General features: G+C 39.3%; 22 protein-coding genes and 1 pseudogene. 15 read left to right on the top strand and 8 right to left on the bottom strand.

Translation table 11 applies throughout. The features are described 5' to 3' along the window. Window positions 1-169: 169 nt before the first annotated feature. From AC1DEF_RS17650 to AC1DEF_RS17625, 6 genes and pseudogenes are all read left to right on the top strand, one after another. Window positions 170-1033, top strand: coding sequence for a GRP family sugar transporter (locus AC1DEF_RS17650; protein ID WP_013055866.1), 864 nt, complete (start codon window positions 170-172; stop codon window positions 1031-1033). A 233-nt stretch (window positions 1034-1266) separates the two neighbouring features. Next, window positions 1267-1725, top strand: coding sequence for a VOC family protein (locus AC1DEF_RS17645; RefSeq protein WP_097824075.1), 459 nt, complete (start codon window positions 1267-1269; stop codon window positions 1723-1725). A gap of 100 nt (window positions 1726-1825) precedes the next feature. Continuing rightward, a pseudogene (locus tag AC1DEF_RS17640) lies at window positions 1826-2079 on the top strand (hypothetical protein). A 48-nt stretch (window positions 2080-2127) separates the two neighbouring features. Continuing rightward, complete coding sequence (locus AC1DEF_RS17635; RefSeq protein WP_097824074.1) at window positions 2128-3255, top strand: DUF2087 domain-containing protein; 1128 nt, start codon at window positions 2128-2130, stop codon at window positions 3253-3255. 62 nt (window positions 3256-3317) lie between these two features. Continuing rightward, window positions 3318-4640: an MATE family efflux transporter gene (locus AC1DEF_RS17630; RefSeq protein ID WP_223268955.1), complete on the top strand. Its 1323-nt coding sequence runs from the start codon at window positions 3318-3320 to the stop codon at window positions 4638-4640. A gap of 110 nt (window positions 4641-4750) precedes the next feature. Continuing rightward, window positions 4751-5395, top strand: coding sequence for a cupin domain-containing protein (locus AC1DEF_RS17625; protein WP_477727469.1), 645 nt, complete (start codon window positions 4751-4753; stop codon window positions 5393-5395). Window positions 5396-5445: 50 nt separating this feature from the next. Here the strand turns inward: AC1DEF_RS17625 and AC1DEF_RS17620 are convergent, their stop codons facing one another. Both AC1DEF_RS17620 and AC1DEF_RS17615 read right to left on the bottom strand, forming a co-directional pair. After that, window positions 5446-6318, bottom strand: a complete 873-nt coding sequence (locus AC1DEF_RS17620) for an LCP family glycopolymer transferase (protein WP_477727468.1) — start codon at window positions 6316-6318, stop codon at window positions 5446-5448. A 34-nt stretch (window positions 6319-6352) separates the two neighbouring features. After that, the gene (locus AC1DEF_RS17615; RefSeq protein WP_028407825.1) at window positions 6353-6724 is read right to left on the bottom strand and encodes a PilZ domain-containing protein; all 372 of its coding nucleotides are present in this window, start codon (window positions 6722-6724) and stop codon (window positions 6353-6355) included. A 550-nt stretch (window positions 6725-7274) separates the two neighbouring features. Here AC1DEF_RS17615 and corA point away from each other — a divergent pair. Next, a complete protein-coding gene (corA, locus tag AC1DEF_RS17610; protein WP_013055874.1) occupies window positions 7275-8246 on the top strand; it encodes a magnesium/cobalt transporter CorA in 972 nt (323 codons plus the stop codon). Between the two features lie 39 nt (window positions 8247-8285). Here corA and AC1DEF_RS17605 read toward each other — a convergent pair whose 3' ends face one another. Further along, window positions 8286-11474, bottom strand: coding sequence for a S8 family peptidase (locus tag AC1DEF_RS17605; protein ID WP_477727467.1), 3189 nt, complete (start codon window positions 11472-11474; stop codon window positions 8286-8288). 454 nt (window positions 11475-11928) lie between these two features. Here AC1DEF_RS17605 and AC1DEF_RS17600 point away from each other — a divergent pair, with 454 nt between their 5' ends. From AC1DEF_RS17600 to AC1DEF_RS17590, 3 genes are all read left to right on the top strand, one after another. Next, on the top strand, window positions 11929-12438 hold the full coding sequence (locus tag AC1DEF_RS17600) for an SUKH-4 family immunity protein (RefSeq protein WP_255255760.1): 510 nt from the start codon (window positions 11929-11931) through the stop codon (window positions 12436-12438). A 141-nt stretch (window positions 12439-12579) separates the two neighbouring features. Further along, window positions 12580-12858, top strand: a complete 279-nt coding sequence (locus tag AC1DEF_RS17595; protein ID WP_097824068.1) for a YesK family protein — start codon at window positions 12580-12582, stop codon at window positions 12856-12858. Between the two features lies 1 nt (window position 12859). Further along, entirely contained in the window at window positions 12860-13318 is a 459-nt protein-coding gene (locus AC1DEF_RS17590) for a GNAT family N-acetyltransferase (protein WP_043979775.1), read from the top strand. A gap of 748 nt (window positions 13319-14066) precedes the next feature. On the opposite strand, the gene AC1DEF_RS17585 is transcribed toward AC1DEF_RS17590, so the two are convergent. The 4 genes from AC1DEF_RS17585 to nagA form a co-directional block, all read right to left on the bottom strand. Further along, window positions 14067-14792 (bottom strand): SIS domain-containing protein, encoded by a 726-nt coding sequence (locus tag AC1DEF_RS17585; RefSeq protein ID WP_477727466.1) that lies wholly within the window; start codon window positions 14790-14792, stop codon window positions 14067-14069. A 15-nt stretch (window positions 14793-14807) separates the two neighbouring features. Beyond that, on the bottom strand, window positions 14808-15533 hold the full coding sequence (locus tag AC1DEF_RS17580) for a GntR family transcriptional regulator (protein ID WP_097824066.1): 726 nt from the start codon (window positions 15531-15533) through the stop codon (window positions 14808-14810). A gap of 144 nt (window positions 15534-15677) precedes the next feature. After that, window positions 15678-16409 (bottom strand): glucosamine-6-phosphate deaminase, encoded by a 732-nt coding sequence (gene nagB / locus AC1DEF_RS17575; protein WP_477727465.1) that lies wholly within the window; start codon window positions 16407-16409, stop codon window positions 15678-15680. 2 nt (window positions 16410-16411) lie between these two features. Continuing rightward, window positions 16412-17596: an N-acetylglucosamine-6-phosphate deacetylase gene (gene nagA / locus AC1DEF_RS17570; RefSeq protein ID WP_471875990.1), complete on the bottom strand. Its 1185-nt coding sequence runs from the start codon at window positions 17594-17596 to the stop codon at window positions 16412-16414. Between the two features lie 328 nt (window positions 17597-17924). Between nagA and nagE the strand changes: the two genes are divergently transcribed. From nagE to AC1DEF_RS17550, 4 genes are all read left to right on the top strand, one after another. Next, window positions 17925-19802 (top strand): N-acetylglucosamine-specific PTS transporter subunit IIBC, encoded by a 1878-nt coding sequence (nagE, locus tag AC1DEF_RS17565; protein WP_477727464.1) that lies wholly within the window; start codon window positions 17925-17927, stop codon window positions 19800-19802. A gap of 189 nt (window positions 19803-19991) precedes the next feature. Then, window positions 19992-20711, top strand: a complete 720-nt coding sequence (locus tag AC1DEF_RS17560; protein ID WP_477727516.1) for a DUF554 domain-containing protein — start codon at window positions 19992-19994, stop codon at window positions 20709-20711. A gap of 129 nt (window positions 20712-20840) precedes the next feature. Further along, on the top strand, window positions 20841-21215 hold the full coding sequence (locus AC1DEF_RS17555; protein WP_097824062.1) for a VOC family protein: 375 nt from the start codon (window positions 20841-20843) through the stop codon (window positions 21213-21215). 79 nt (window positions 21216-21294) lie between these two features. Then, the gene (locus AC1DEF_RS17550; protein ID WP_013082157.1) at window positions 21295-21612 is read left to right on the top strand and encodes a hypothetical protein; all 318 of its coding nucleotides are present in this window, start codon (window positions 21295-21297) and stop codon (window positions 21610-21612) included. A 58-nt stretch (window positions 21613-21670) separates the two neighbouring features. Here AC1DEF_RS17550 and AC1DEF_RS17545 read toward each other — a convergent pair whose 3' ends face one another. After that, entirely contained in the window at window positions 21671-21988 is a 318-nt protein-coding gene (locus tag AC1DEF_RS17545; protein ID WP_097824061.1) for an iron-sulfur cluster biosynthesis family protein, read from the bottom strand. Window positions 21989-22500: 512 nt separating this feature from the next. On the opposite strand from AC1DEF_RS17545, the gene AC1DEF_RS17540 reads away from it, so the two are divergent. Further along, on the top strand, window positions 22501-24195 hold the full coding sequence (locus AC1DEF_RS17540) for a DUF6583 family protein (protein WP_097824060.1): 1695 nt from the start codon (window positions 22501-22503) through the stop codon (window positions 24193-24195). The last annotated feature ends 18 nt before the right edge of the window (window positions 24196-24213 follow it).

Here is a 24213-nt window from a genome sequence, read left to right as displayed (position 1 = left end):
AGCGGTTGCTGCCCCCCTGCGGGATAGGCATCATCCGCATAAGTGGACCTTTGGGGGAATATTCGAGGGAGTATGAGTGTTTGACTCTTTGCCCTTGATGAGAGAAAAGCAGCAGGTCGTTACATACGATGTACATAGATTAGAAATAGGAAAGTAGGTTAAGAGAAAGATGGATATTTTGCTAGGTGTTCTTCCTTCCGTTGCGTGGGGAAGCATGATTTTAGTTAGTATGAAGATGGGCGGTGGACCTTACAGTCAAACGCTTGGAACAATTATTGGAGCTTTGATTCTTTCATTTGTTCAGTTTATGATTGTGCAGCCAGTGTTAACGCCAACACTCGTTATTGTCGGAATTGTTTCAGGTTTGTTCTGGTCAGTAGGTCAAAGCAATCAGTTTAAAAGTGTTCCATACCTTGGTGTTTCAAAGTCAATGCCGATTTCAACGGGTATGCAATTAGTATCAACAGCTCTTTTTGGTGTTATTGTATTTAAAGAATGGTCAACGCTTCAAACGATTGTGCTTGGATCTATTGCAATTCTTTTAATACTAGCAGGCGTTGTGCTTTCTTCATTAGACGGTAAAAAAGAAGGAGCACAAGGGGCTCCGGGACAAACGAAAAAAGGAGTTATCACTCTTATCATTTCAAGTCTTGGGTTCTTAGTTTACGTAGTTATCGCACGTATCTTCAACGTAGACGCATGGGCAGCTTTATTCCCGCAAGCAATCGGTATGTTAATTGGCGGCTTAATCATTACATACAAACATAAGCCATTTAACAAATATACGATTCGTAATATCTTACCAGGTCTAATCTGGGCATCTGGAAACATGTTCTTATTCTTATCTCAATCAAGACTAGGCGTAGCAACAAGCTTTTCATTATCGCAAATGGGTATCGTTATTTCAATTTTTGGCGGTATTGTCTTCTTGGGAGAAAAGAAAACAAAGCGTCAATTATTCTATGTATCTCTTGCGAGTGTACTGATTATTTCAGGCGGTATCTGTATCGGTCTCGCAAAAGCACACGCTTAATTTATCGATGTAGAAAAACCCTCATGGCTAAAGTGCAGCCATGGGGGTTTTTTTTAGACCTAAGGTTAAAAACTTAGTCAAAACCTACCTACCCATAGTGCTCTGCGGAATTTCAAGGCTGCGTGTTTATGTTGGGGTTTCTCGTTCTTAAGACTGATAATTTTTCATTCTTTGTTAGGAAGCTGTTTGGTGTGTGATGGCTTATAGTAGTAGAAAAGGATGGAGGGAAGGCTATGATTAAGAGTATTTATGAGACGCATGTGCAGGTGCGGAATTTGGAAGATTCGATTGAGTTTTATAGACGTCTTGGGCTGACGTTTGTTCATAAAATTGAAGAGAGGCGCTGTGCTTTTTTCTTTGTTGGGGAACAAAAGCAGATGCTTGGACTTTGGGAAACCGATGAAAAAGAGTTGAAAAGAAGTCATTTTGCTTTTGGAATTGAAGCAGCGGATATTCATGAAGCGTTAACGTGGCTGCGTTCAAAAGGTATTGAACCGGAAGAGACGTCGTTTGGAAAGCCGCAAACAGAACCGATTGTTCATACGTGGATGCCAGCGGCTTGCGTGTATTTTAATGACCCTGACGGTAACCGTTTAGAGTTAATTACACTTTTAGATGATAAGCCCGTTATATCTAAGGATTTTCCTTATTTAAGTGAATGGAATAAAGAGACCGGAACGAAATTATTTTAGCCTAAGTGAAAAACGCACCATTGATCAACGTGTTTGATTCGTGGTGCGTTTTTTTGGTTATGGTTAACGTAGGTTTCATGTGTGTAGGTCTTTCTAGCAGTTGATTGGAGGGCAAGGCGAAGACTCCTGCGGGAAAAGCGGAAGGGGTGAGACCCCACAGAGCGCAAGCGACGAGGAGGCTCACCGGCCGCCCGCGGAAAGCGAAGCCTTGCACGGAAATCAACTGCGGTGTCAAGCGATCTGTGTGAGCTCATGTATCCCATTTGTTCGTATTTAGGTTGGGTTCATTTCGTTATAATTCAACCTTTCTTGTGTATCATAAAACGTATGATTGACATATTTATAAACATATAATATATTTGTTTATAAATTAATAAACAAATAAGAAAGGTGTCTATTTATATGGTAAACGATTTGTTTTGGGAATCATCTTTTGAAGATATGAAGAAAGGGTACGGGGAAAGCGAAGATCACTACCACTGCTTACTGTGCGGTGAAAGCATTGAAAAAGGCATTATTTATCCGGTGGAAGGTGTTTTTTATGAAGCAAAACGTTATATGAAGCTTCATGTGGAACAGCAGCACGGGTCTGTGTTCCAACATTTAATAGAGCTAGATAAAGATGTAACGGGTCTGTCTGATCATCAAAAAAATTTAGTGAAGTTTTTTAAAGAAGGAAAAAGCGATAGTGATATTCAAAAAGAAATGGGAATTGGCAGTTCATCGACCATTCGGAATCACCGCTTTACGTTAAAGAAAAAAGAGCGTCAGGCAAAAGTGTTTTTAACGCTGATGGAACTGTTGAACGACGGGGAAGAAGAGAAGGCGGTACCCGTAACAAATACGGCGCCTAGAAGAAGTCAGCGCTACAGCGTCAGTGATGAAGAGCGTGAAAAAATTTTAGCGAAGAATTTTCCGCAAGGCTTGAACGAACCTCTTCGCACCTTTCACTTGCAAGAAAAACACCGTCTTGTTGTTCTTGAAGAATTAAGTGGACATTTTGATGTTGGAACAACGTATACCGAAAAAGAAGTAAATGATAGGTTAGCACCTTTTTATGACGACTACGCCGTGCTGCGACGCTATTTAATTGAGTACGGTTTCTTAGAGCGCAGCGCAGACGGAAGCAGCTACTGGAGGAAAGGAGAGACAGAGATGAGCGAAAAAGACTATAAAAAGCAAATGAAGCAGCTAGCGAAAGAAGTAAAAACAGAAGGCGGCGTGTATCAAATAAAAAACCTTCACAATGATAAGATTTACATTGGCTCTACGCCTAACATCAAAACGTTAAACGGCGTAAAGTTCACGTTAAAGACGAACACTCATCAAAATAAAGAGCTTCAAAATGAGTGGAATACGTACGGAGCGGATTCTTTTTCAATTGAGATGCTGGAAACGATTAAAAGAGAAGAAGAAAAAGCACTTTCAAAAAAGGATTTGCTGAAACTGGAAGCGAAATGGTTAGAGAAGCTGCAGCCTTACGGCGAAAAAGGCTATCATTCGCCGAAAGCTGATACAAAGGAGAAATAGGTGTGAAGAATCAAGATGTTAAAAGTGAAGCAGTGGAATCAGAAAAATCCGTCAGTAAGCTGATGCTTGTGTTTTTGATTCCGCTCATGTTAAGTAACGCCATGCAGTCCGTTGGGCAGCTGGCGGGGAGTATTATTGTCGGAAGAGCGCTTGGAGTTGATGCGTTAGCCGCTATTTCCGCTTTTTTTCCTCTGTTTTTTCTGCTCGTGTCGTTTTCGATTGGAATTGGTTCAGGAAGTTCCATTTTAATCGGGCAAGCGTACGGGGCGCAAAATGAAAAACGAGTCAAAGAAATTATCGGTACCACGCTCACGTTTACATTTTTAGTCGGGATTGTGCTTGCTGTTTTGGGAAGCATATTTGCTCCGGATATTCTTCGGATTATGGGAACGCCGGCTAATATTATTGACGTAACGGTTCACTATGCGCGCATTTTGTTTGTGGCAATTCCTGTTTTGTTTTTATACTTTGTTTATACGACGTTTATGCGCGGAACCGGAGACTCTAAAACGCCTTTTTACTTTTTAGTTGTGAGTACGGTCTTAAACATCATTTTCCTTCCGATTTTAATTTTTGGATGGATCGGAGTGCCAAAGCTTGGAGTGTACGGCGCTGCGTACGCAACGGTGTTTTCAACCGTATTAACGTTCATTATTATGATTATCTATTTACGCAAGAAAAATCATCCGTTAAAGTTTGACTCATCTATTTCATTAAAAATGGACGGAACGCTTTTAAAGCTGCTTATGCGTTTAGGGATTCCAGCGAGTATCAACATGATTTTAGTTTCTCTTTCTGAAATCGCGGTCATTACGTTTGTAAACGGATTTGGCTCAGACGCTACAGCAGCGTACGGAGCGGTGAACCAAGTGGCAAGCTATGTACAAATGCCGGCAATCAGCTTAGGGATTGCGGTTTCTATTTTTGCGGCGCAGTCGATTGGTGCCAATAAATTTGAGCGTTTAAAAGAAGTTATTCGCTCTGGAATTATGCTGAATTACGTTATTGGCAGCGTATTAATTTTACTTATTTATCTCTTTTCTAATCAAATTTTAGCTTTGTTTTTAACAAGTCAGCACACGCTCCATATTGCCGAAGAGCTGTTAGTGATAACACTTTGGAGCTATTTGATTTTCGGTCATGCGCAAATTATTACCGCTACAATGCGAGCAAGCGGTACGGTGCTTTGGCCTACGGTATTTAGTATTATGGCTATTTGGTGTGTAGAAGTACCCGTAGCCTACGTGTTATCGCAGTTTACACCTCTTGAAATCAAAGGGATTTGGATTGGATATCCAGCGGCGTTTGTTGTCAGCTTAATCTTGCAGTACAGCTATTATCAATTTGTATGGAAGAAAAAGAAAATTGAACGTCTTGTCGGATAAAAAACGAGTGGAAACGCTCGTTTTTTATTTTTCCTAATTAAAACACCCTTAGCTAAGAGTTTTAATAGGATAGTGCATATAACTTTTTGATGAAAAGAGGGTATGACACTATGAGTAAATCTGGATTTGTGCCGGATAATTCAAATATTAAAAAAAGCTCCGGAACGCCTAATCTGTCAGTGAACTATAAGCAAAACGTCCTGTTCAAACGAAATGATCAAAATATAGCGTATCAACTAACCTCAACTCAGCTGCCTGCTATGCTTGGAGGTGCTTTTGTTGATTTATATATGACGAAAGGGCATATGAGAGAACCCCACTGGCATCCAAACGCGTGGGAATTAGATGTCGTCGTTTCAGGTGAAGTGCAGGTGTCTGTCTTGGATCCTGATACAAGCAGCATGCACAATTACCGGATAAAACAAGGGGAAGTTGTGTTTATACCGATGGGCTGGTGGCATTGGATTGAGCCCTTATCGGAAGAAGCGCATCTTCATCTCTTTTTTAACAATGATCAATTCGAATCTACAGAAGGATCCGACGTGCTGCGCTTAACGCCTCCGATCGTGTTTCAAAAAGCATACGGAGTAAGCGCAAGCGAAGTAGCAGAAGCCGTTGTTCCGATTACGGATACGGTTATCATTGGGCCGCCTAATGATCATTCTTTTTATCAAAAGAGCTATCTCAAAGATGAACGGGATGAAAGAATTGTGGTTAAAATAAATGAAAAAGTAGTGCCTGCTGAAGATAAGTAGCATAAAAAACCATTGAGCCTATGGTCAATGGTTTTTTCATGAAGCGTTTTTTATAAAAACAGCTCGTTGCGTTCTAAATGCTTATACAGCCGCGTTGTGACTTGTTTTTGATTCCATTCATTTTGCGGAAACTGCTGCTTGTCTACGTGAGAAACGGCCGGCTTGTAGGTTTTTTGAATCCGTTTGATATCATTAAAGGTTGCGTTGGTTTCAATGTGATCAGCCAGCGTAAATACAAGGGAATGCAGCTTTGCAACATTGGGAATCGTAGCTGCTTGGCTGAAAATAGCTTTCGCAACGGACAGCTGTCTTTCATGCGCAGTAAAGATGTCTTGCTCATTACGCTCCTTTAAAAAAACAAGTGCTTCTTCTCCGTTAAGGCGAATCGATCCTTTTGGAAAAACAATGTTGCTATGTTCAAAAGCACGTTTGTTTGTGACGATAATGCCGCCTAATTTATTTACAGCATCGACGACTGCCTGCTGATCCATTTTGACATAATAATCAACAGGAAGCTTTGCATACGTTTCGACGTTCTTTACGACAGCATTCATATTTCCTCGATGATAAATGGTTCGCAGTGTTTCATTGCCGAGCTGAGTTGACCCTGGCCAGTGGGTCATTTTTATTGATTCATGCTGTTTATTAACAGTCATATATACAAATGACGTATTTTGATCGTTCTCTTGAATTAAAAGCAGGGAAAACGGTTGCCCTTTTTTTAAATTGACGTGTGTTTTGTTCCCATGCTCAAGCGGTACATACGTTTGATCAACGGCGGCTTTCACCGTATGATAGCCTGCAAATGTGATGCTGACAAAACTGACGAGTAAAAATAGTACGAGACCGCCAATCCACTCTTTTTTTGCTTTGCTGCTCATCGTCTCACCTTTTTCTATCGAAGTCGTTCGTAGTATTGCCATCTTAAAAGGGGAGTAAAACAAATGAGCGCTATTTTTATTGCTTATCTTGCTTTTTCTTGGCGTAGGTTTTGAGCTCTGTAATTAAAATCGCTTGTTCTTCCACATCGTTAAACGCTTCGATGCCATAAAGGTATTCGGTGTGCCGTTTTTCTTTCCACACGCAAAGTCCGGTAATATGGATAGGTTTTTCATTTAAATAAAAGCTGATTTTCAGCTGAATTTGATGGTTGAAAATAGGTAAATCAAGCGGTGTGATTATTTTGATTCCTTTTGGTGAAAGGTCGATAACGGACAAAGGACCTGGCTTAGAATCGATTTCTTTGTTGTCGTATTTAGCAATGGAAAACGTTCCAACAATGGGAGTCTCAAATAAAAAGCGAAACGGTTCTTCACGTTTAAAATGCATGTATCATCAGTCCTTTTCGTAATCTAAGTTTGTTAAGTAAGTATTCGATGAAAGTCCAAAAATTCCTACACGTTTTTCCTCATCACACATATAATGTTTATCGGTGTAGAAAATCTCACATGACCAAAGACCGGTCATGTGAGATATTCTAGACCTAATCGTAGGGGGATCCCCCTTGAGGGGTTGATCGTCTACGATTAGGTGAACCTTTGCGGGAGGATTCAAGCTTTATTAGTTATCGATTGCCGATTATAACTGCTTTTATAGTATCGGAAGTTTTGTTTGAAACTTTAAATGGTGAGGAAAAGGTTTTGAAAAAAGCGCTACGCTAGAGTTGGATTGTATGTTAAAATTAAACTTTGTGAAGTAGCTGTATTACAAGTCAGCATTCCTTCAACTAATTAGGAGGTGAGATGAATGGGCACTGATGACCCCATTTCGATGAAGGTTACTGCAAAACAAGATAGGGGCAACAAAGGTGTATATGTTCCTCTCATTTCAACGAAGGAAAATACTCCTTAATGCCTCAATGATGTGAGGTGAAAAATCAATGATTAAAACATACTTATATGATGATGAAACTAAAGAAATGGTAACGAATCTTGATTTAGGAGACGTGCATGAGAAATTGCGCAATCCTGATAATTTGCTGTGGATTGATTTGTATGATGTCCACGGACAAGAGCTTGCTCAAATTGCTAAATTATTCGATTTTCACCCATTGGCGATTGAAGACTGCTTACACGACAGTCCTCGCGCTAAAATGGATGATTACGAAGACTATAAATTTTTCGTCTTTCACGCGCTTCGCTATAACGAAGAAAGTGATGACGAGATTACGACGCTTGAGTTAAATGCCTTTGTCGGATCAAATTACGTAGTGACGATTCATAAACATAAAATGGGCTGGCTTCGCAAAATGGATGCTGTGTGCTCACGCTATCCAAAGTTTATGAACCGCGGCGCCGACTTTTTACTGTATGCTTTGATTGATGGCATCACGGACGAATACTTTCCGATTTTAGACCGAATTGACATGCGTATTGATGAATTAGAAGATGAAATCTATAACAAAGAAGTCCGCGGAGTGACGGAAGAGTTCTTGGCGTTAAAAAGAACGATTATCTTAATCCGTCGCGTTATTCTGCCTCAGCGCCGAATTTTCTTAACGGTTAATGGAAAGTGGAAATTCGACATACGAGAGGAAAATGTTCCTTTCTACATTGACTTGCTTGACCACTTAGAGCGTATTGTAGACTCTGCTGAAACATTTAGAGACCTCGTAAACAGTGCACTTGATACGTACTATTCTATTACCAATGCCACTTCATCTGAAAAGCTGAACGTCTTAACGCTGATTTCAACGATTATGCTTCCGCTGACGTTCGTAACCGGATTTTTTGGGATGAACGTACCGATTCCATATCAAAATTCCCACTGGGCTACTGCTGTTATTATCGTTATGTTAATTGTGTTAACGTGGGGAATGTGGAAGTACTTTAAAAACAAACAGCTTTTATAACAAAAAGGCACTTGGCCATAAGCCAAGCGCCTTTTTTCTTTATTTTGTCACCGTTTTTGTTGTTGCTTTACTCGTATTGTTCGCTTTGTCTTTTGCAGTTACGCTTAAGACTGTTTTTTCTTTTTGCTTTTTAATTTTTACTGAGTATTGTCCTTTGCTGTTAGCAGCAGCAGAGCCAATGCTTTTTTTGTTTACTGTTACCGTTACGGTAGCATTTGCTTCTGCTTTACCTGTTACAGCCGTGCTTTTTGTTGTGACAGCATTGACGCTTGGTGCAGCAGGGGGAGTTTTATCGCTCACTTTTACAGTCGTAGCTTTACTTGTATTGTTGGCTGCGTCTGCTGCTGTTACGCTGATTGCTGTACCTGCTTTTTGTTTTTTAATCGTTATGCTGTACTGGCCTTTTGCATTGGCTTTTGCTTTGCCGATTTCTTTGTTGTTCACTTTCGCTACAACAGATGCATTTGCTTCAGCTGTTCCTTTAATAGCTGTATCCGCGTCGCTGACTGGATTCACTTTAGGTGCATTTGGAGCAATAACGTCACGCACCGTTACTTTTACTTCTTCACTTTCTTGTTTTTGGCTGTTTGTAGCCGTGATGTACAAGACTGTGTTTTCTTTTTGTTTTGGAATTTTTACTTTGAACGCGCCTTTTGCATCAGCTTTTGCTGAAGCAATCACTTTCTTAGCGCTGTTTTTAACATTTACCGTAAAATTCGCTTTAGACGTTCCTGTTACGTACTCATCTTTATTCGTTACGGCTTTTACCGCTGGTTTGGCAGGTGCTTTTTGAACAACTGCACGAATGCTCGTACTTGCTTTTCCGTTTGTGACAACTACTTGTAAAACGGTATCAGCTTTTTGAGCTGGAATGTTCACAGAGAACGTATTTTTTGCATCAGCTTTAACTGTGCCAAGTGTTTTTGAGCCGTTCATTACTTTAACAGTTGAACCGCTTTGAGCTTTACCTGTAACAATTTTTTGCGTGCTGACAAATGTATTTACCTGCGCTTGCAGCTGCTGTGCACTTACTGCGCTGTACGCATTTAAACGTCCCCATCCTGATACGTAATCGTAGCCTGGAGCAGGGGGTTCTGCTGGACTTTCTTCATCATCGTATACAGGAGCATCTTTTTCATCAAATTTAATATCTTTAGCTGTATCCGTTAGACGTTTTTCAACGTCTTTTGGCTTTAAGCCTGGGTTTTGTGATAGCAATAATCCCGCAACGGCTGCCACGTGAGGTGTTGCCATTGATGTTCCGCTTAAATAAGTGACGTTTCCGTCTGGAACAAGACTTGGAATATCAGAGCCAGGAGCTGTAATATCTAATCCTTTTCCGTAGTTTGAGTAGTCAGATACGATATCTAAACGGTTTGATGCGCCTACTGAAATCGCATAGGCAGATGAAGCAGGGTAAGAGAGTTCTTCCATACCGTCGTTTCCACTTGCAGCTACAACCGTTACGTTATGATCGTATGCGTATTTTAACGAATATTCAAGCACGCGGCTGTAAGATCCGCCAAGGCTTAAGTTAATGACTTTTGCACCGTGATCAACCGCGTATTTAATACCGTACGCAATTTGTTCTGTATCTCCGCTTCCAGATGCGTCTAGAATTTTAACCGGTAAAATTTTTGCATGAGAATTAATGCCGGCCATTGAATAGTTATTGTTTGCAGAGGCTGCGATAATACCTGCTACGTGAGTTCCGTGTCCGTTGTCGTCTGTTGCATTTGACGAACGATCCACGTAGTTATAGCCTGTTTTTGTATCCACCACGCCTTTTAAATCAGCTAGTGATGAATCGACGCCCGTATCGGCAACGGCAATAACCGTATCTTTTAATTTTTGACCGTCTAGTAATTTTTCAAGTGATTCGTATTGAATATCGGCATGTTGCGTACCGTCATTTTTACCCGTATTGTTTAATGACCATTGATACGGATATTGTGAATCCATTGAAAGAGCGTGGTACTCTTGAACCGGCTCGATAAATTCAGTTTCAGGAAGTGCCTGAATTTGTTTTGCCGTCATTTTACCTTGAGCAGATGACGTGCTGAAGCTTTTTGCATTGCTGTCATCTAATTGAATTACAAACATATTATCAAAAGAAGCAGCTGATTGTTTTAATGGATTAATAGATTCAATGCTTGCTGATTTTGACTGTGCTTTTGTTTTGAATGATTTAGCATTTGCACCGTCTTTTAATTTAACAATATAGCGAGTTTCAGCTTTTGTTGAAATGCTGTTTGCGCTGACTAACTTTGCTCTTACTAATACAGACGATACGTTTAAGTCCGTTACGTCTTTTAATTTTGTCTGTGCTGCTACTTTTTCCAAGTCTTTCTTTAAAGCAGCCGGAACGGATTTATAAGCGATGCTGTATAAATCATTGATTGCTTTTTGATCAGCACTTGTAATCATATATGTGCTTGATGCGCCGTTTTTCGCCACATCTGTAAATAGACCCTTTAGCTGAACTAAATCTTTGTATACTTGTTCGCGCATCGATTTATCAATAATCATTTTAGAACTGATAAACGGAGCGGCTTTGTAGTAAAGAGAAGAAAGGTCTTTTCCGCTTGCTGTTTTTGAAAGCACAGCGTCGCGAATCGTACGCAAATCTTTTAAAATACCTTTTCCGTTTTCTTTTTGGCTTGTACTTAATTCAGCCGGGCATTCTTCTTCCATCATTTGAGAAGGAGGAAGTGAAGCGCCTTCATAGCTGATTGTATATGGAACTTCTGTTTTTTCTTCCGGCTGTGGTTCTGGAGAAGTTGAACCATCTTCCGCATCTTCTTCAATCATGTCGTCTTCGCTTCCATAATACTCAACTTTCACATAATAAGGGCCAGTCCAAGCGATTGGAAAATCAAGCTGAGCAGGCTCATCTTTGTAGGAGTATCCCATATAACGGTCAAATGCCACGTTGTTTTTGGCATTTTCAAGACTAGAGTAAACCGTGATGTTTACTTCATCATCACTTTGAAGCTTAATTCGGTAGTGTGAAAACTTTGCTACCTCTTGCTTAGAAGGATTAATTTTGTACCAATGTGTTTGTTCTGGTTCTGTAAATGTTCCTTTTGCTGCTTTACCAATGCTTAATGTTTTTTCATTAGCAGGTGGATTGCCTGCCGCTTGTGTTTTCAGTAAGCCTAATTGGCTAAAACACAAGGTGAACATTAAAGCAAAAGCAATAAAACGATAAATTGACCCTTTTTTCATGTTAAACCTCCAAAAAAATATAGTAAAAAACAGGAATTACATACCTATTAAACCATAAAGTTTAAAAAATTGTAAATAATTACTGTTGCTTATTTTAGTATTTTGTCAAGTTATTAATCTCGCATAAGAAATGGTGAGATAAGTCCTAGTTGCAAAAAGTAGAAAAAATTGGAATAATAAAGATTGAGCCTTTTTATAAGAGGCGAGAGTACGCTGAAAAGGGAAGAAGGGAATGAGAATTATTTTTCAAAGCAGAATTCACTGGAGAAAATCTGATCGGTTTCTTTTTACCTGTGTTTATAAAGAGGAAATCGGGCTATATAAATAAAGATTGGAAAAAATTTCAGTCTAATTAAGTTCATTTGTAGCATATAATACGAGCTGGATTTCTTTTATAATAAACAAAAGCAAAGAAAGAGCAAATGGTGAAAAGGAGTGAAAGAAGTTGTCAAATGTGATGCAACGACAGGAAAAACGAATGAAGTTTGATGCCGAACAGCTTGCACCCCTTGATGTTGATAAAGAGACAAAGAAGTTGCTAACAGAAAAAGGATTGCCCAAAGAAGCTTCACCATTTCTAGAGTTCGTTTCATCCAAAGGAAAGCTAACAACATTATGCGAAACATTTGAGTTATCATCTCGCTACCAGCACTATTGGTTTTTAGGAACAACAGGCGCTGGAGATCCAATTTGTCTTCATCAAAAAAACGGTTCGGTTGTGCTGCTCGATACGTCCAACGATGACTGCGAGCGTTTCGTGAATACAACTTTTCCGCAGTTTTTAGCATGCTTAGATGTGTTTGAAGAGCTAGTAGAAGAAACGATTCAAGCTAACGGAGAATCTGCATACTTAGAGAGACACATTCCTGCTGAGGTGCTGCAGCGATGCAAAAAACGTATGAATGAAATTGATGAAGCTTGCTTAGCCCCTTATTCTTTTTGGTTCAAAGAACTTTCTTTTTAATATAGTAGAAAAATAGACATGGCCGTTTTGGTCATGTCTATTTAGTTGTGGCTGCAGGGCTATTAATATAGATAGAATAAATAAAAATAATAGTATATAATGGATATAAATTCCTTTTTTTAAAGAAGGCGGAGGGTGTAAATGATTTCTTTATTTGGATTAATGGGTGCTTTCTTTGTTCTGCTTTTTGGTGCGTCGTATTTCTTCTATAGAAGGAACTCACCTGGGCAGTACGGAATTTCACTTAGCAGCATGCTAATAAGCATATTTCTATTTCTATATAGCATATTTGGAGTTGGCGGCTTTGAAGGAATGGGGCTTGGTGCTTTAGCGGCTGCTTTGTTCTTGGCATCTGTTTTGGGCTTGTTCGTCAGTGTTCTTTTTAATATCATAAATAGACACGGGAAAGGTGCTGTGTGAAATGGGAGAAATAACCTTTAGAGAAGCGGTGCGGGAAGATTTAGATCAAATTGTTGGAATGCTTGCTGATGATATGCTTGGAAGCAAACGAGAGCGCTACGAATCACCGCTTCCAGCCTGTTATGTTCAAGCATTTCAGGCAATTGATGCGGATCCAAACAATGAACTGATTGTCGCATGTAAAGATAGTGAAGTAATAGGTGTTCAACAAATAACCTTTACGCCCCACATTGTACGACAAGGCGCGTGGAGAGCAACGATTGAAGGAGTCCGAACCGCTTCGTCAGAGCGCGGAAAAGGGGTTGGATATCAGCTGATTACATGGGCGATTCAACGAGCGAAAGAACGTAATTGTCAGTTGATACAATTAACAACTGACAAGGAACGGTCAGAGGCTTTGCGTTTTTATCAAAAGCTTGGATTCACAGCTTCTCATGAAGGATTAAAGCTCCATTTGTAATTCGCTATTAATGATTGTATCTCCGTAGTAAGAATTTTTTGATTAAAATGAATTTTTTAGTTTAGTTCAATTGAAACGTGGTATACAAATAGTACAGAGCCGATAGAAATTTTTCTAAGGCTACTGTGAAAGGTAAATACTTAGCTTCATGAAGGGACTGGTTTCGTTTTGGAATACTTAACAGCAACTTCAGCAAACGTATTACCTCATATGAAAAGCAGATATTCTGATCTGACAATTGGCACTCTCGTTATGAACCGATATACGTAGCGAAAGGGCCTCACAAGGGCAAATGAACATGAAATAATTAGCATGATATGAAGGGAAGAACCTGCATCAGTTTTGATGCAGGTTCTTTTTTGTGAGATGCGGCAGGAAATCTTATACAAAATTTTGGAAGGAATTTATATGTAAAATCTATAAGTTACGTATGGTAAGTTATTTTACCATCACGGATGAAATCATACATACAACAATTATGAAAGAAGCTAAAAGCCAGCTGGAACATTACCGTAAGAAAATCCTCAAATGAATGCACTACGAAATTTCTTATAACTTATTTGACACCTAAGGTATAAAAGAGTATACTTATGTTAAACATAGTAATTATGTCGGATAAGTAGGTTATGGTGCTGTGAACAAGACTTCTACTAATAAAGAGGAGATCTAGTCCAAATCGTACAGTCCGACTTTGATGAGATGCTTTCAAGCATCTTTTTTTTGTGCAAAAAAACAGCCGCAGGGGCTGTTATAGGGCAGTAATTCTTCCTTTGTAAGCATCAATCAACCGCTGGTTATGTTCATCTGAACCTTCCATGTTTCCGCTTAAAAAGACAGGAGGCGTGATACCGCGGCTGAGCAGTTTTTGGATGGCTTTAGATAGGACATTATTTAAGATAGCGCCTCCAATTACAGTGGAACCGGAAGCGAAAGAAATATCTTGCTGATGAAGAAGAACGTCTCCTTTTGGAATATGATTATTAATAACAAGATCTACGACATCATGAAGGTATTTTCCGCTTTTATGTCGCGAAGCCCGGCTCGTGGCATAAGAAGGAGAGGTAAGCCCGATAACAAAGGCGCCTTTTTCTTTTGCAATTAAGGCCACATCAATCGGAACGGGATTTACGCCCGACGTAGAAATCACAATCATGATATCGCCTGATACGATATCTTCTTTTTCCATAAAGGTGGAGGCATAGTCGTTTTTACGCTCTAGCTGTGAAGAGCGCGAAGCTCCTTTATGAAGCATCAGTTCTTCTACAAAAATAGGATGAATCGGCGCAAGCCCTCCGGAACGGTAAAACACTTCTTCCGTTAAAATATGAGAATGACCGCACCCAAATAAATGAATAAGGTGATGAGAAGCTAGTTGCTGTGAGATTTTCTCGGCTGCGGATTCCATTGCCTGCTGTTCATGCGCCTCCACTTTAGCAAGCAGTTTTGTTAGTTCCTGTAGATATAAACTAGACATAAAAAAACTCCTTAGTTAAGATCGTGTCATGTTAATCGTAAACTTATAGCGGTCTGCTCGGTACGAAGATTTCACCACTTCAAGCGGCGTACCGTCTTGCAAATGCGTATTTCTTTGAATTAATAGAACGGGTGAATATGAGCTGATTCCAAGATACTTCACTTCGGTTTCAGAAGCTAAAATGGATTCTAACGTTTGGTTGGCTTCGCCAATTTTTAGTCCGAGCTCTTCTTCAATATAGCGGTAGAGAGAGTCATTAACAATGGATTCTGTTAAGCCTTTGACTAAGTTAGCGGATACATATACGCTTTCGAGCGCCATTGGCACGTCGTCAGCTAAACGAATACGCTTGATTTCATAAACGGGCGCATGAAGAGAAATGTGCAGCTGCTCGGCAATTTTTTCTGAAGCCGCAATAATTTCAAAGCTCAGCAGCTTACTGCTTGGCACCATTCCGCGCGCTTTCATATCTTCTGTAAAACTCGTTAATCCAACGAGCTGCTGCTCCAGTTTTTTTTCAGATACAAAGGTGCCGCGGCCTTTTTGACGGTATAAATAACCGTCGTTTACTAAATTGTTAATTGCTTGGCGAACGGTCATTCTGCTGATTTCAAATCGTTCTGCAAACTCTCGTTCAGAAGGAAGCGAATCATTCGGTTTTAACTCTCCGTTTTCAATTTGTTTTTTCAACTGTTCTTCAATTTGATAATAAATCGGAAGAGGTGAGCTTTTATCAATCACTTAAGTTCTCTCCTTTATGTAAACCTCCTCATCTAAAAAAGACGAGGAGGTATGTTATCTATATATGCTCTAACTAATAGCGAGACACCTTTCTTTCATAAAGACGGATTGATTATAGCCCGGTCAGGCTGCTTGACTATTCTTTCAAAGGCTCACTTTAGATAAAGCTTCTTGGTCCGCAATAATTGTAACACAGTGGTGCTTCTTTAAAATAGAAGCAGGGAAGTTCTCTGTGATTTCTCCGTTAAGCAGCTGATACATTGCTTCTGCTTTGGCTTCCCCGGAGATAAGCAGTAAAATTTCTTTACTTTTCATAATCGATTCAATTCCCATTGTAATAGCCTGAGTAGGCACTTCGTCAAGAGAATTAAAGTAGCGCGCATTGGCTTTTCGCGTTGACTCTTCTAACGTCACAATATGAGTAGGAGAGTTGAATGACGTACCAGGTTCGTTAAAGCCAATATGTCCGTTTTGGCCGATTCCAAGAATCTGAAGGTCAATGCCTCCGTGATTTTGAATCATTTCATCGTAGCGGCGGCATTCTTCTTCAGGCGTATCAGCTAGGCCGTTAGGAACGTGCGTGTTGCTTACGTCAATATCAATATGATTAAATAACGCATCTGCCATATAGTAATGATAGCTGTTTGGATCTTGCGGCTTCATTCCGACATATTCATCTAAGTTAAAGGAAGTAACGTGTTTGTAAGACGTGCCGTGCTCTTTATGATCTTGAATTAAACGATCATATAATCCTTTCGGCGTGCCTCCCGTTGCAAGTCCCAGATTCATATTTGGTTTTTTATGAAGTTTGCTAATCAGCATATCAGCTGCTTTTGCGCTCATTTCACTGTAATTTTTCACTTGGATGATATTCATTGTTAGTCCTCCTTTTTAAAGCTCAGTGTGCCTCGGCAAAATGTCATTTCAACATCTAAGTTTTCATTTAACACCACGATATCCGCATCTTTTCCAATTTTGATGCTTCCTTTTGTATCGAACAGATTAAGCTGTTTTGCTGGGTTTTCAGCAGTCATTTTTACGATTTCTTCCAATGAACAGTTCGTAAAGCTCATCGTGTTTTTAATCGCATCGTTCATCTTTAAGATGCTTCCTGCTAATGTTCCGTCTGCAAGGGTAGCGGTTGTGTCGTTTACGTGAACAGGCTGTCCTCCTAAATCATACGTACCGTTTTTTAGCCATTTGGCACGAAGAGAATCCGTGATAAGAATCATGCGTTCACTTGTGATTTGATCGTACGCAAGCTTGACCATTTCAGGTCGGCAGTGGATGCCGTCTGTAATCAGCTCTACAAATAATTCATCTCTCAAATAAGCGGCGCCTAATACGCCCGGCTCTCTATGGTGAAGACCGCGCATGCCGTTGTATAAGTGCGTAATATGAGACGCTCCTGCTTCGATGGCTTCACCAACTTGATCATATGTGCTGTCAGAATGACCAATAGAAGCGACGACGTTTGTTTCTTTTAAATAAGAAGTAAGCGCTAAGCCGTTTGGCTGCTCCGGAGCTAATGTAACAAGTTTAATATGTCCTCCGGCTGCTTTTTGCCACTCTTGAAACAGTGACACATTCGGATCTTGAATGTGAGTAGGCGGCTGTGCACCCGCACGTTTTGGTGAAATAAACGGACCTTCTAAGTGAATACCTACTACTTCAGCATCCGCATTTGTTTGCTCTTCGATATAAGCGCCCGCGTTGCGAAGCGCTTTTTCAATCGCTTCATTCGATTGCGTCATAGTAGTTGCCAAAAAGCTTGTTGTACCTTCTTTTGGGAGCGTGCGTGCCATTGTTTTTAATGCTTCTGTCGTACCGTCCATTGCATCGGCATTGTTAACGCCATGAATATGCACATCAATGGCACCCGGAATCACTTTATAGGAAGGAGAAAGTTCAATTACATGGTCTTTTGGCTGACGTACGTATTGATGTGTCTCTCCGATTTCAGTAATTTTCTTGTTCGTTAGTTTAATATACCCGTTTTTTAATGTCTGATTTTCACTATAAACGGTTACATTATAAATAATGATGGATGAATGTGTATCCATACATACACTCCTTTGCTCGTTGTATTGATTTAAGTGTAACGCTTTTTGGAATAGTTGTCTAGACCAGTTGATTCTTTTTTGTGAACTAGAAAGTTTTGTAAGGGCTTTTAACATTGATATAGAAAGGTTTTTAAAAAGAAAATTGGTATAGACAACTATATATTTTCTGTGCTAGTATGAGTCCATGCAGTAAAACCGCCGTTATTTCAGCTGATGATGTAATCATAGGCCGGGGATGAATGCGGTAACTTGTCATCCGATAAATATTGTTACGAAAATCCTTGCTCGTAACATCGGGTTAAATACGTTATATAAAGGGGATAGAAACATGCTGAATTTTTTACAACGTATTGGTAAATCGCTTATGCTGCCAATCGCAGTATTACCTGCTGCGGCATTGCTTCTTCGTTTGGGTCAAAAGGACTTATTGGATATTCCATTTATGGCTCAAGCCGGAGATGCGATTTTTGCGAATTTAGCACTACTGTTTGCACTCGGAATTGCTGTAGGGCTTTCAAAAGATGGAAGCGGCGCAGCAGCACTTGCCGGAGTGGTCGGTTATTTTGTTCTAACAAAAGGAACTGTAGCTATTGATAAAGATATTAACATGGGTGTACTCGGCGGGATTGTCTCGGGGGTCACGGCTGGTTTACTATACAATCGTTTCTCAGCCATTAAGCTGCCAGAGTGGCTCGGCTTCTTTGCAGGAAAGCGGTTTGTACCGATTATTACCTCAGTCTTTATGCTCGCGCTTGCAGGAATCTTCGGGGTTATCTGGCCGCCGATTCAAGATCAAATTAACAACTTAGGAACGTGGATTACAGGAGCAGGAGCGCTTGGTGCAGGTATATACGGATTTTTAAACCGTCTACTGATTCCAATTGGACTGCATCACGTGTTAAACAGCTTAGTATGGTTTGTATTCGGAGACTATCACGGCGTAACGGGAGATTTGAACCGCTTCTTTAAAGGCGATCCAACCGCAGGAACATTCATGTCTGGATTCTTCCCGGTTATGATGTTTGGTTTACCGGCAGCTGCGCTTGCGATGGTTGCAGCAGCTAAAAAAGAAAAACGCAAACAAGTCAGCGGTATGTTAATTGGACTTGCTGTTACTTCTTTTTTAACGGGAATTACAGAACCAATTGAATTTCTATTTATGTTCGTAGCGCCGCTATTATACGTTATTCATGCCGTTTTAACGGGAATATCGATGGCTTTAGCCGTTGCCCTTGGCATTCACGCTGGATTTGGATTTTCAGCAGGGGCCATTGATTTCTTCTTAAACTACGGAATTTCACAAAAACCGCTGCTGTTAGCGGGAATTGGAATTGTGTATGCAGTCATTTACTTTGTCATTTTCTACACGCTGATCAAAGCGTTAAATTTAAAAACACCGGGACGTGAAGATGATGAAGAAGTAGACACATCAAACGAAACGGTTGTGGCAACAGGCGATAAATATGTGGATATGGCGTCTTATTTTATTGAAGATTTAGGCGGAAAAGAAAACTTAACCGCGATTGATAACTGTGCGACTCGTCTTCGTTTACAAGTAGCTGATGCCGGCAACATTAACGAAGCTGCCTTAAAGCGTCACGGAGCGAGAGGAATCATGAAGCTCAGCAAAACAAATGTTCAAGTCATTGTCGGAACAGAAGTAGAGTTTGTTGCGGACGCAATGAATCAATTAGTTAAATACGGCACTGCGTCAACCGCTGCACCTGTTGAACAACAGACTGTTCAAACAGACGCACACACAGAGTTTGTTTTACCGTTTGAAGGCGTTGTAAAGCCGCTTAGTGAAGTAGAAGATCAAGTATTTTCACAAAAAATGATGGGTGACGGCTTTGCGATTGAACCGATTGAAGGAACGCTCGTATCACCGATTAACGGTGAAGTCATGACCGTATTCCCAACAAAACATGCGATTGGCTTAAAAACAGTAGAAGGAATTGAAATCCTCATTCACGTTGGATTAGATACCGTGAATTTAAAAGGCGAAGGATTCCAAGCGCTTGTTCAAGAAGGCGACAGCGTTCAACAAGGGACGCCGCTTTTACAAGTGAATGTAGACTATGTTAAAAAGCATGCACCGTCTATTGTGACACCAGTTGTATTTACCAATTTGCCAGCAGATAAAGAAGTGAAGCTGTTAAAAACAGGCTACCAAAAGCAAGGCACAAAAGACGTTATTACATTTTAATCAAAAGGCTGGAACAAATGTGTTTTAGTTAAAGATCCGAATGATTCATCGTTCGGATCTTTTTCTTTTCTTCATAATTGAGAGAATTTTGTGTTAAAATTTAGGATGTTTGATACAGCTAGTGTGGAGCAGAGAGGGAGTAGAACAAGTGAAAAAAGAAACGGCATTATTCACAGTAAAGGTGACAGCATGTTTATTATAGGAGCATTAGTCAATGGATTAGCAATTGTTATAGGAACATTAATGGGCAAGCTTGCTCACCGCATTCCTGAAAAAGTAAGCGTGACGGTGATGCAAGTGATGGGTTTATCCGTTATCACCCTCGGTTTGCAAATGGGCTTTAAAAGTCATCAGTTTTTAATTGTGATTTTGAGCTTAGCCATTGGAGCGGTTATTGGTGAATTCATTGATTTAGATGAAAAGCTAAACCTTTTAGGCAATATGATTGAACGAAAATTTCAATCTCAGCAAAATGACAAGCAAACATTCAGTATTTCACAGGGGTTTGTAACAGGGACGTTAATCTTTGTCATTGGAGCGATGGCGATTGTCGGGGCATTAGACAGCGGAATACGCGGCGATCACAGCGTATTGTTTACAAAAGCGGTGATGGATGGATTTATCTCATTATTATTAACCACTACGCTTGGAATAGGCGTTATTTTCTCAGCTGTGCCCGTGTTTCTATACGAAGGCATCATTGCGTTATTTGCCACGCAAATTAATGCGATTGTGCCACAAGATTTAATGAATAGTATCATTGCCGAAGTCACGGGAGTAGGCGGCGTATTAATTTTAGCAATTGGGATTAATTTATTAGAAATTATTAAAATTAAAGTTGCGAATTTACTGCCTTCGATTTTAATTGCGGTTGTGATTGTAGTTGTACAGCATACATATTTTTCATGAAGAAAAAGCTTGTGAATAGTATTCGCAAGCTTTTTTGTATATATGAGCAAAAGTTAAGGGAATAGCAGGTATAAAATGATGCGTGGATAATGGTATAGAATGAACCGAAAATAAAAAGGAGGATTAAAAATGCCGAGTCCCGTTTTCAATAAAATGAATACGGTATTTATTCACGTAGCTCATTTAAAAACTTCGGTAAAATGGTATAGCGAGTTATTGAATCAAGAATACAAGATGAGCGAAGTTAAGAACCCGGTTTATAATCTTAAAATTGATGGAGAAACAGGATTAACGCTAGACGCAGGTCCTGAAGGAAAAGAAAAACAAATAGCGGTTAGTCTCCATCCAATTTTTAATTTTCATACTGAAGATATTAAAGAAGCATATGAATTTGTTAAAGGGCTGCACTATACGATTGATTCTCCGATTACTTCTTTTGAAGATTTTTCGTTTTTTACCATAAAAGATCCGGATGGACATGTGGTCATGATTTGCACAGGTTAAGTCGTTAGCTCCAGAAGTTTAAGGTATAGTATACTAAGAAGAAAACCCTAATGAGATGAAGTAAGGAGAAATACTGCTTATGAAAGACAATCAACAGATTACAGCTCTTATTGCTGCACAAGTGGAAAAGTTAGCACGTCAATTTGGCTATGACTTTTTATCTGAAAAACAAGGAAATCAAACGCTTTGTCAAATTCTTCAGCGAGATGAAGACGGATCTATTTTGGCAACGCCGCTTAGTTTTCATTTACATATGAATGAAGACAAAGGGACGGGAGATATTATTTACTACCATGAACAAGGAGAATTTAAGCGTCAGCAGGTGAATGTATATGAAGAAAACAGCCTTGTGAACGTGTTGTTATTTATCCAAGAGCGCTTAAAGGTCAATCGATAGAAGCGAGTTTCCTAACATATGCAAGAAAAAAAGCAGGGAGTTAGCTCCCTGCTTTTTTCTATGAATTGATATAGCGCAATCCTACGCGGTTATTAAAAATTTGGTTGTGATTTTTGAAGATAAAAGCACCTGCTGCGTGATCAATTACCAGCTCATTGTCGTACACTTCTTCCATGTCGTCATCAACAATAAATTCTAAGTCTTCAACCGTTACAACTTTTTCATAGGGTTGAAGGCTGCGCTTTGAGATGATCTTCATTTCATAAATTGTATTAACAATATCGCAGCTTCCTCGATCAAAAGAAAGCTGAATCATTTGATTTTGTTCTACGTTCCGCAACGCTTCTTTTGCAGAAGGAGTGACGCGTATATTCATAATGATATCCTCCTTTTTCTATCCTCAAATTAAATTGTGTAAAATGTATTTAGCAATACTTTACTCGATTTTTATATCACCGGCAAGAAAAAAGCTTTCTTATATTATTTCCCTTTCGAACCAGAACAAAACGCTGCTTTTTTATCATCTTTTCATAAAGGCGTACATAGATATCACCTGTATGTGATTAAAGGAAAAAGAGATCGACTATAGAAAAGTACCGATTCGTAATTCTTAGGTGTAAATGCTTAAAAATAGGAATATATTGTAATAAAATAAGAAGTTAAGTCATTTACCTATTTTAATAGTTATTGAAATAGTTTTGAATAATTGGTTTTATTTTCAATATATTGGGTACTTAAGTAGAGTGCTTTGCACACGATATTGCACCGAAAGACATCGGTTTATCGGACTAATTATTGTCTTATTTTGTCGAAGTAGTAGAATTTATGGAAACCATTCCTTATCATGTACAAAGTGACTAACAAAATACATAGGAGGTTCTGGTGTAGATGAGTGAGAAAGATCAAAACAGAACAACAGACGAAACAGCGGCTTCGCTAGAAACAGCGCCCGCTCCCAAAAAAGCACCGGCTAAATGGATTATCATTTTAGCAGCTTTAATTGTGATTATTGGAGGAGCAATTACATTTGCTACGGTATTTAAAAAATCTCCTAAGCAATTATACTTAATTTCTGAAGTAAATACGTATCAAAAAGCAGCTGATGAATTAGAAACAAAGTACAGTGAAACGATGGCTTATCAGGAAAAAGCGATGAAGCAGCCTTCTGCTACAAATGCTACTATCAAAGGCGGCTTTAACATGGATTCACTTTCGTATGATCCAAGCTTTAAAATGATTCAAGATCTTATCAGTAAAGCTGAAATTAAAATTAAAGTGGAACAAGATCCGAAAAAAAGTGAAGGATACGGTTCACTGGCTCTTAATATCGGCGGTTCAAAAGCGCTTGACCTAGAAGGCTTTCAAACGAAAGAAAGAATAGGCTTTAAAGCCCCGATTCTAGCAAATGAATATTTCTATTTAAACTTAGACGAATATGGACAGGTAGCGCGTAAGTTCGATCCTTCTTATTCTGGTCCTGAAACGCTTGATATTAACACAAGCAACGTGAGTTTAGAAGACTTAAAGTTAACGGAAAAAGAAAAGACCTACATTGCAAAAGAGTACGGAACGTTCATTTATGATGAGTTAGACAGCGATTATTTTACAAAAGAAAAAAATGTGGATTATAAAACAAATGGCAAAACGCTTCAGTTAACAAGCGTGACGCTTAACATGTCTGATAAAGAAACAAAACAATTTATGGATAAGCTTATTGCGAAAGTAGCAAAAGATGACAAGCTTCATACCATCTATGCAAATCACGTATCTAAGCTGTTTAAATCTTCGGCAGCAACGAATCCAGAATTAAAAGATATGGCAGATCCAAAAGAATTGAAAAAATCAGTAAAAGAAAGTCTTCAAGACTTCCAAAAAGAAGCAAAAGATACGACTTACCCTGGCGGTGTTAAATCAACTGTGTACGTTCAAGATGATGTTGTGGTAGCTCGAGATATGAACATGGGCGTAAAAAATGCTTCTAACGATAAAGGCAAACTTAACGTAGTAACTAAAAATATTCCGTATGAAGATAACAAAACGGCTAAGCAGTTTAAAGCAGTTTTAGCGGATAGCACTACCGATGATGCGTTTACGTTTGATATGAAAAATAACGTAACAACGGAAAGTGAAAAACGAAAAGAAAACATGTCTATTCATTTGTTAACAAAAGATTCAAAAGATGAAGACACGAATATGACGTTTAAAATGGATTCGGTAATCAATGGTAAAACCGATGCGAAACAAACGGCTGACCGTACTTTCTCTTTAGACTTAGGTGATCAAGAAGATCTAGTAGTAAACGGGGAAGTAAAGCAGAATCAAGCAATAAGTGCTTCAAAAGGAAAAGCAGATTATTCGTTTGATATTCGTACAAAAATAGGACCAAAAGCAGATCCGGCAAACGTTACGTTAAAAATTGACTCTGCTTCTCAATTAAAAAAATCAGCAGCTATTCCAGAGCTTGATGCGTCTAATGCAACAAATGTAAAAGATGTAACGCCTGAAGATATGCTGTCGATTCAAGAAAATTTCGCTAAAAATGTTCAAGGTCTCATGATGAATATGGGAACCGCTGGTTACTAAAAGGTGCAAAGCAGATGA

It is taken from the genome of Priestia sp. 10L35, from assembly GCF_056395685.1.
The sequence above is the reverse complement of the archived record's forward strand: the minus strand, read 5'-3'. Positions and strand labels throughout refer to the sequence as shown.

Excerpts from the sequence above, each read along its gene's own strand:
- AC1DEF_RS17590 (WP_043979775.1), top strand. The coding sequence starts at position 12,860 with ATGGGAGAAATAACCTTTAGAGAAGCGGTGCGGGAAGATTTAGATCAA.
- AC1DEF_RS17545 (WP_097824061.1), bottom strand. The coding sequence starts at position 21,988 with ATGAATATACGCGTCACTCCTTCTGCAAAAGAAGCGTTGCGGAACGTA.
- AC1DEF_RS17650 (WP_013055866.1), top strand. The coding sequence starts at position 170 with ATGGATATTTTGCTAGGTGTTCTTCCTTCCGTTGCGTGGGGAAGCATG.
- AC1DEF_RS17635 (WP_097824074.1), top strand. The coding sequence starts at position 2,128 with ATGGTAAACGATTTGTTTTGGGAATCATCTTTTGAAGATATGAAGAAA.
- AC1DEF_RS17595 (WP_097824068.1), top strand. The coding sequence starts at position 12,580 with ATGATTTCTTTATTTGGATTAATGGGTGCTTTCTTTGTTCTGCTTTTT.
- AC1DEF_RS17555 (WP_097824062.1), top strand. The coding sequence starts at position 20,841 with ATGCCGAGTCCCGTTTTCAATAAAATGAATACGGTATTTATTCACGTA.
- corA (WP_013055874.1), top strand. The coding sequence starts at position 7,275 with ATGATTAAAACATACTTATATGATGATGAAACTAAAGAAATGGTAACG.
- nagA (WP_471875990.1), bottom strand. The coding sequence starts at position 17,596 with ATGGATACACATTCATCCATCATTATTTATAATGTAACCGTTTATAGT.
- AC1DEF_RS17615 (WP_028407825.1), bottom strand. The coding sequence starts at position 6,724 with ATGCATTTTAAACGTGAAGAACCGTTTCGCTTTTTATTTGAGACTCCC.
- AC1DEF_RS17625 (WP_477727469.1), top strand. The coding sequence starts at position 4,751 with ATGAGTAAATCTGGATTTGTGCCGGATAATTCAAATATTAAAAAAAGC.
- AC1DEF_RS17630 (WP_223268955.1), top strand. The coding sequence starts at position 3,318 with ATGCTTGTGTTTTTGATTCCGCTCATGTTAAGTAACGCCATGCAGTCC.
- AC1DEF_RS17620 (WP_477727468.1), bottom strand. The coding sequence starts at position 6,318 with ATGGCAATACTACGAACGACTTCGATAGAAAAAGGTGAGACGATGAGC.
- AC1DEF_RS17540 (WP_097824060.1), top strand. The coding sequence starts at position 22,501 with ATGAGTGAGAAAGATCAAAACAGAACAACAGACGAAACAGCGGCTTCG.
- AC1DEF_RS17645 (WP_097824075.1), top strand. The coding sequence starts at position 1,267 with ATGATTAAGAGTATTTATGAGACGCATGTGCAGGTGCGGAATTTGGAA.
- nagE (WP_477727464.1), top strand. The coding sequence starts at position 17,925 with ATGCTGAATTTTTTACAACGTATTGGTAAATCGCTTATGCTGCCAATC.
- AC1DEF_RS17550 (WP_013082157.1), top strand. The coding sequence starts at position 21,295 with ATGAAAGACAATCAACAGATTACAGCTCTTATTGCTGCACAAGTGGAA.
- nagB (WP_477727465.1), bottom strand. The coding sequence starts at position 16,409 with ATGAATATCATCCAAGTGAAAAATTACAGTGAAATGAGCGCAAAAGCA.
- AC1DEF_RS17560 (WP_477727516.1), top strand. The coding sequence starts at position 19,992 with ATGTTTATTATAGGAGCATTAGTCAATGGATTAGCAATTGTTATAGGA.
- AC1DEF_RS17605 (WP_477727467.1), bottom strand. The coding sequence starts at position 11,474 with ATGAAAAAAGGGTCAATTTATCGTTTTATTGCTTTTGCTTTAATGTTC.
- AC1DEF_RS17585 (WP_477727466.1), bottom strand. The coding sequence starts at position 14,792 with ATGTCTAGTTTATATCTACAGGAACTAACAAAACTGCTTGCTAAAGTG.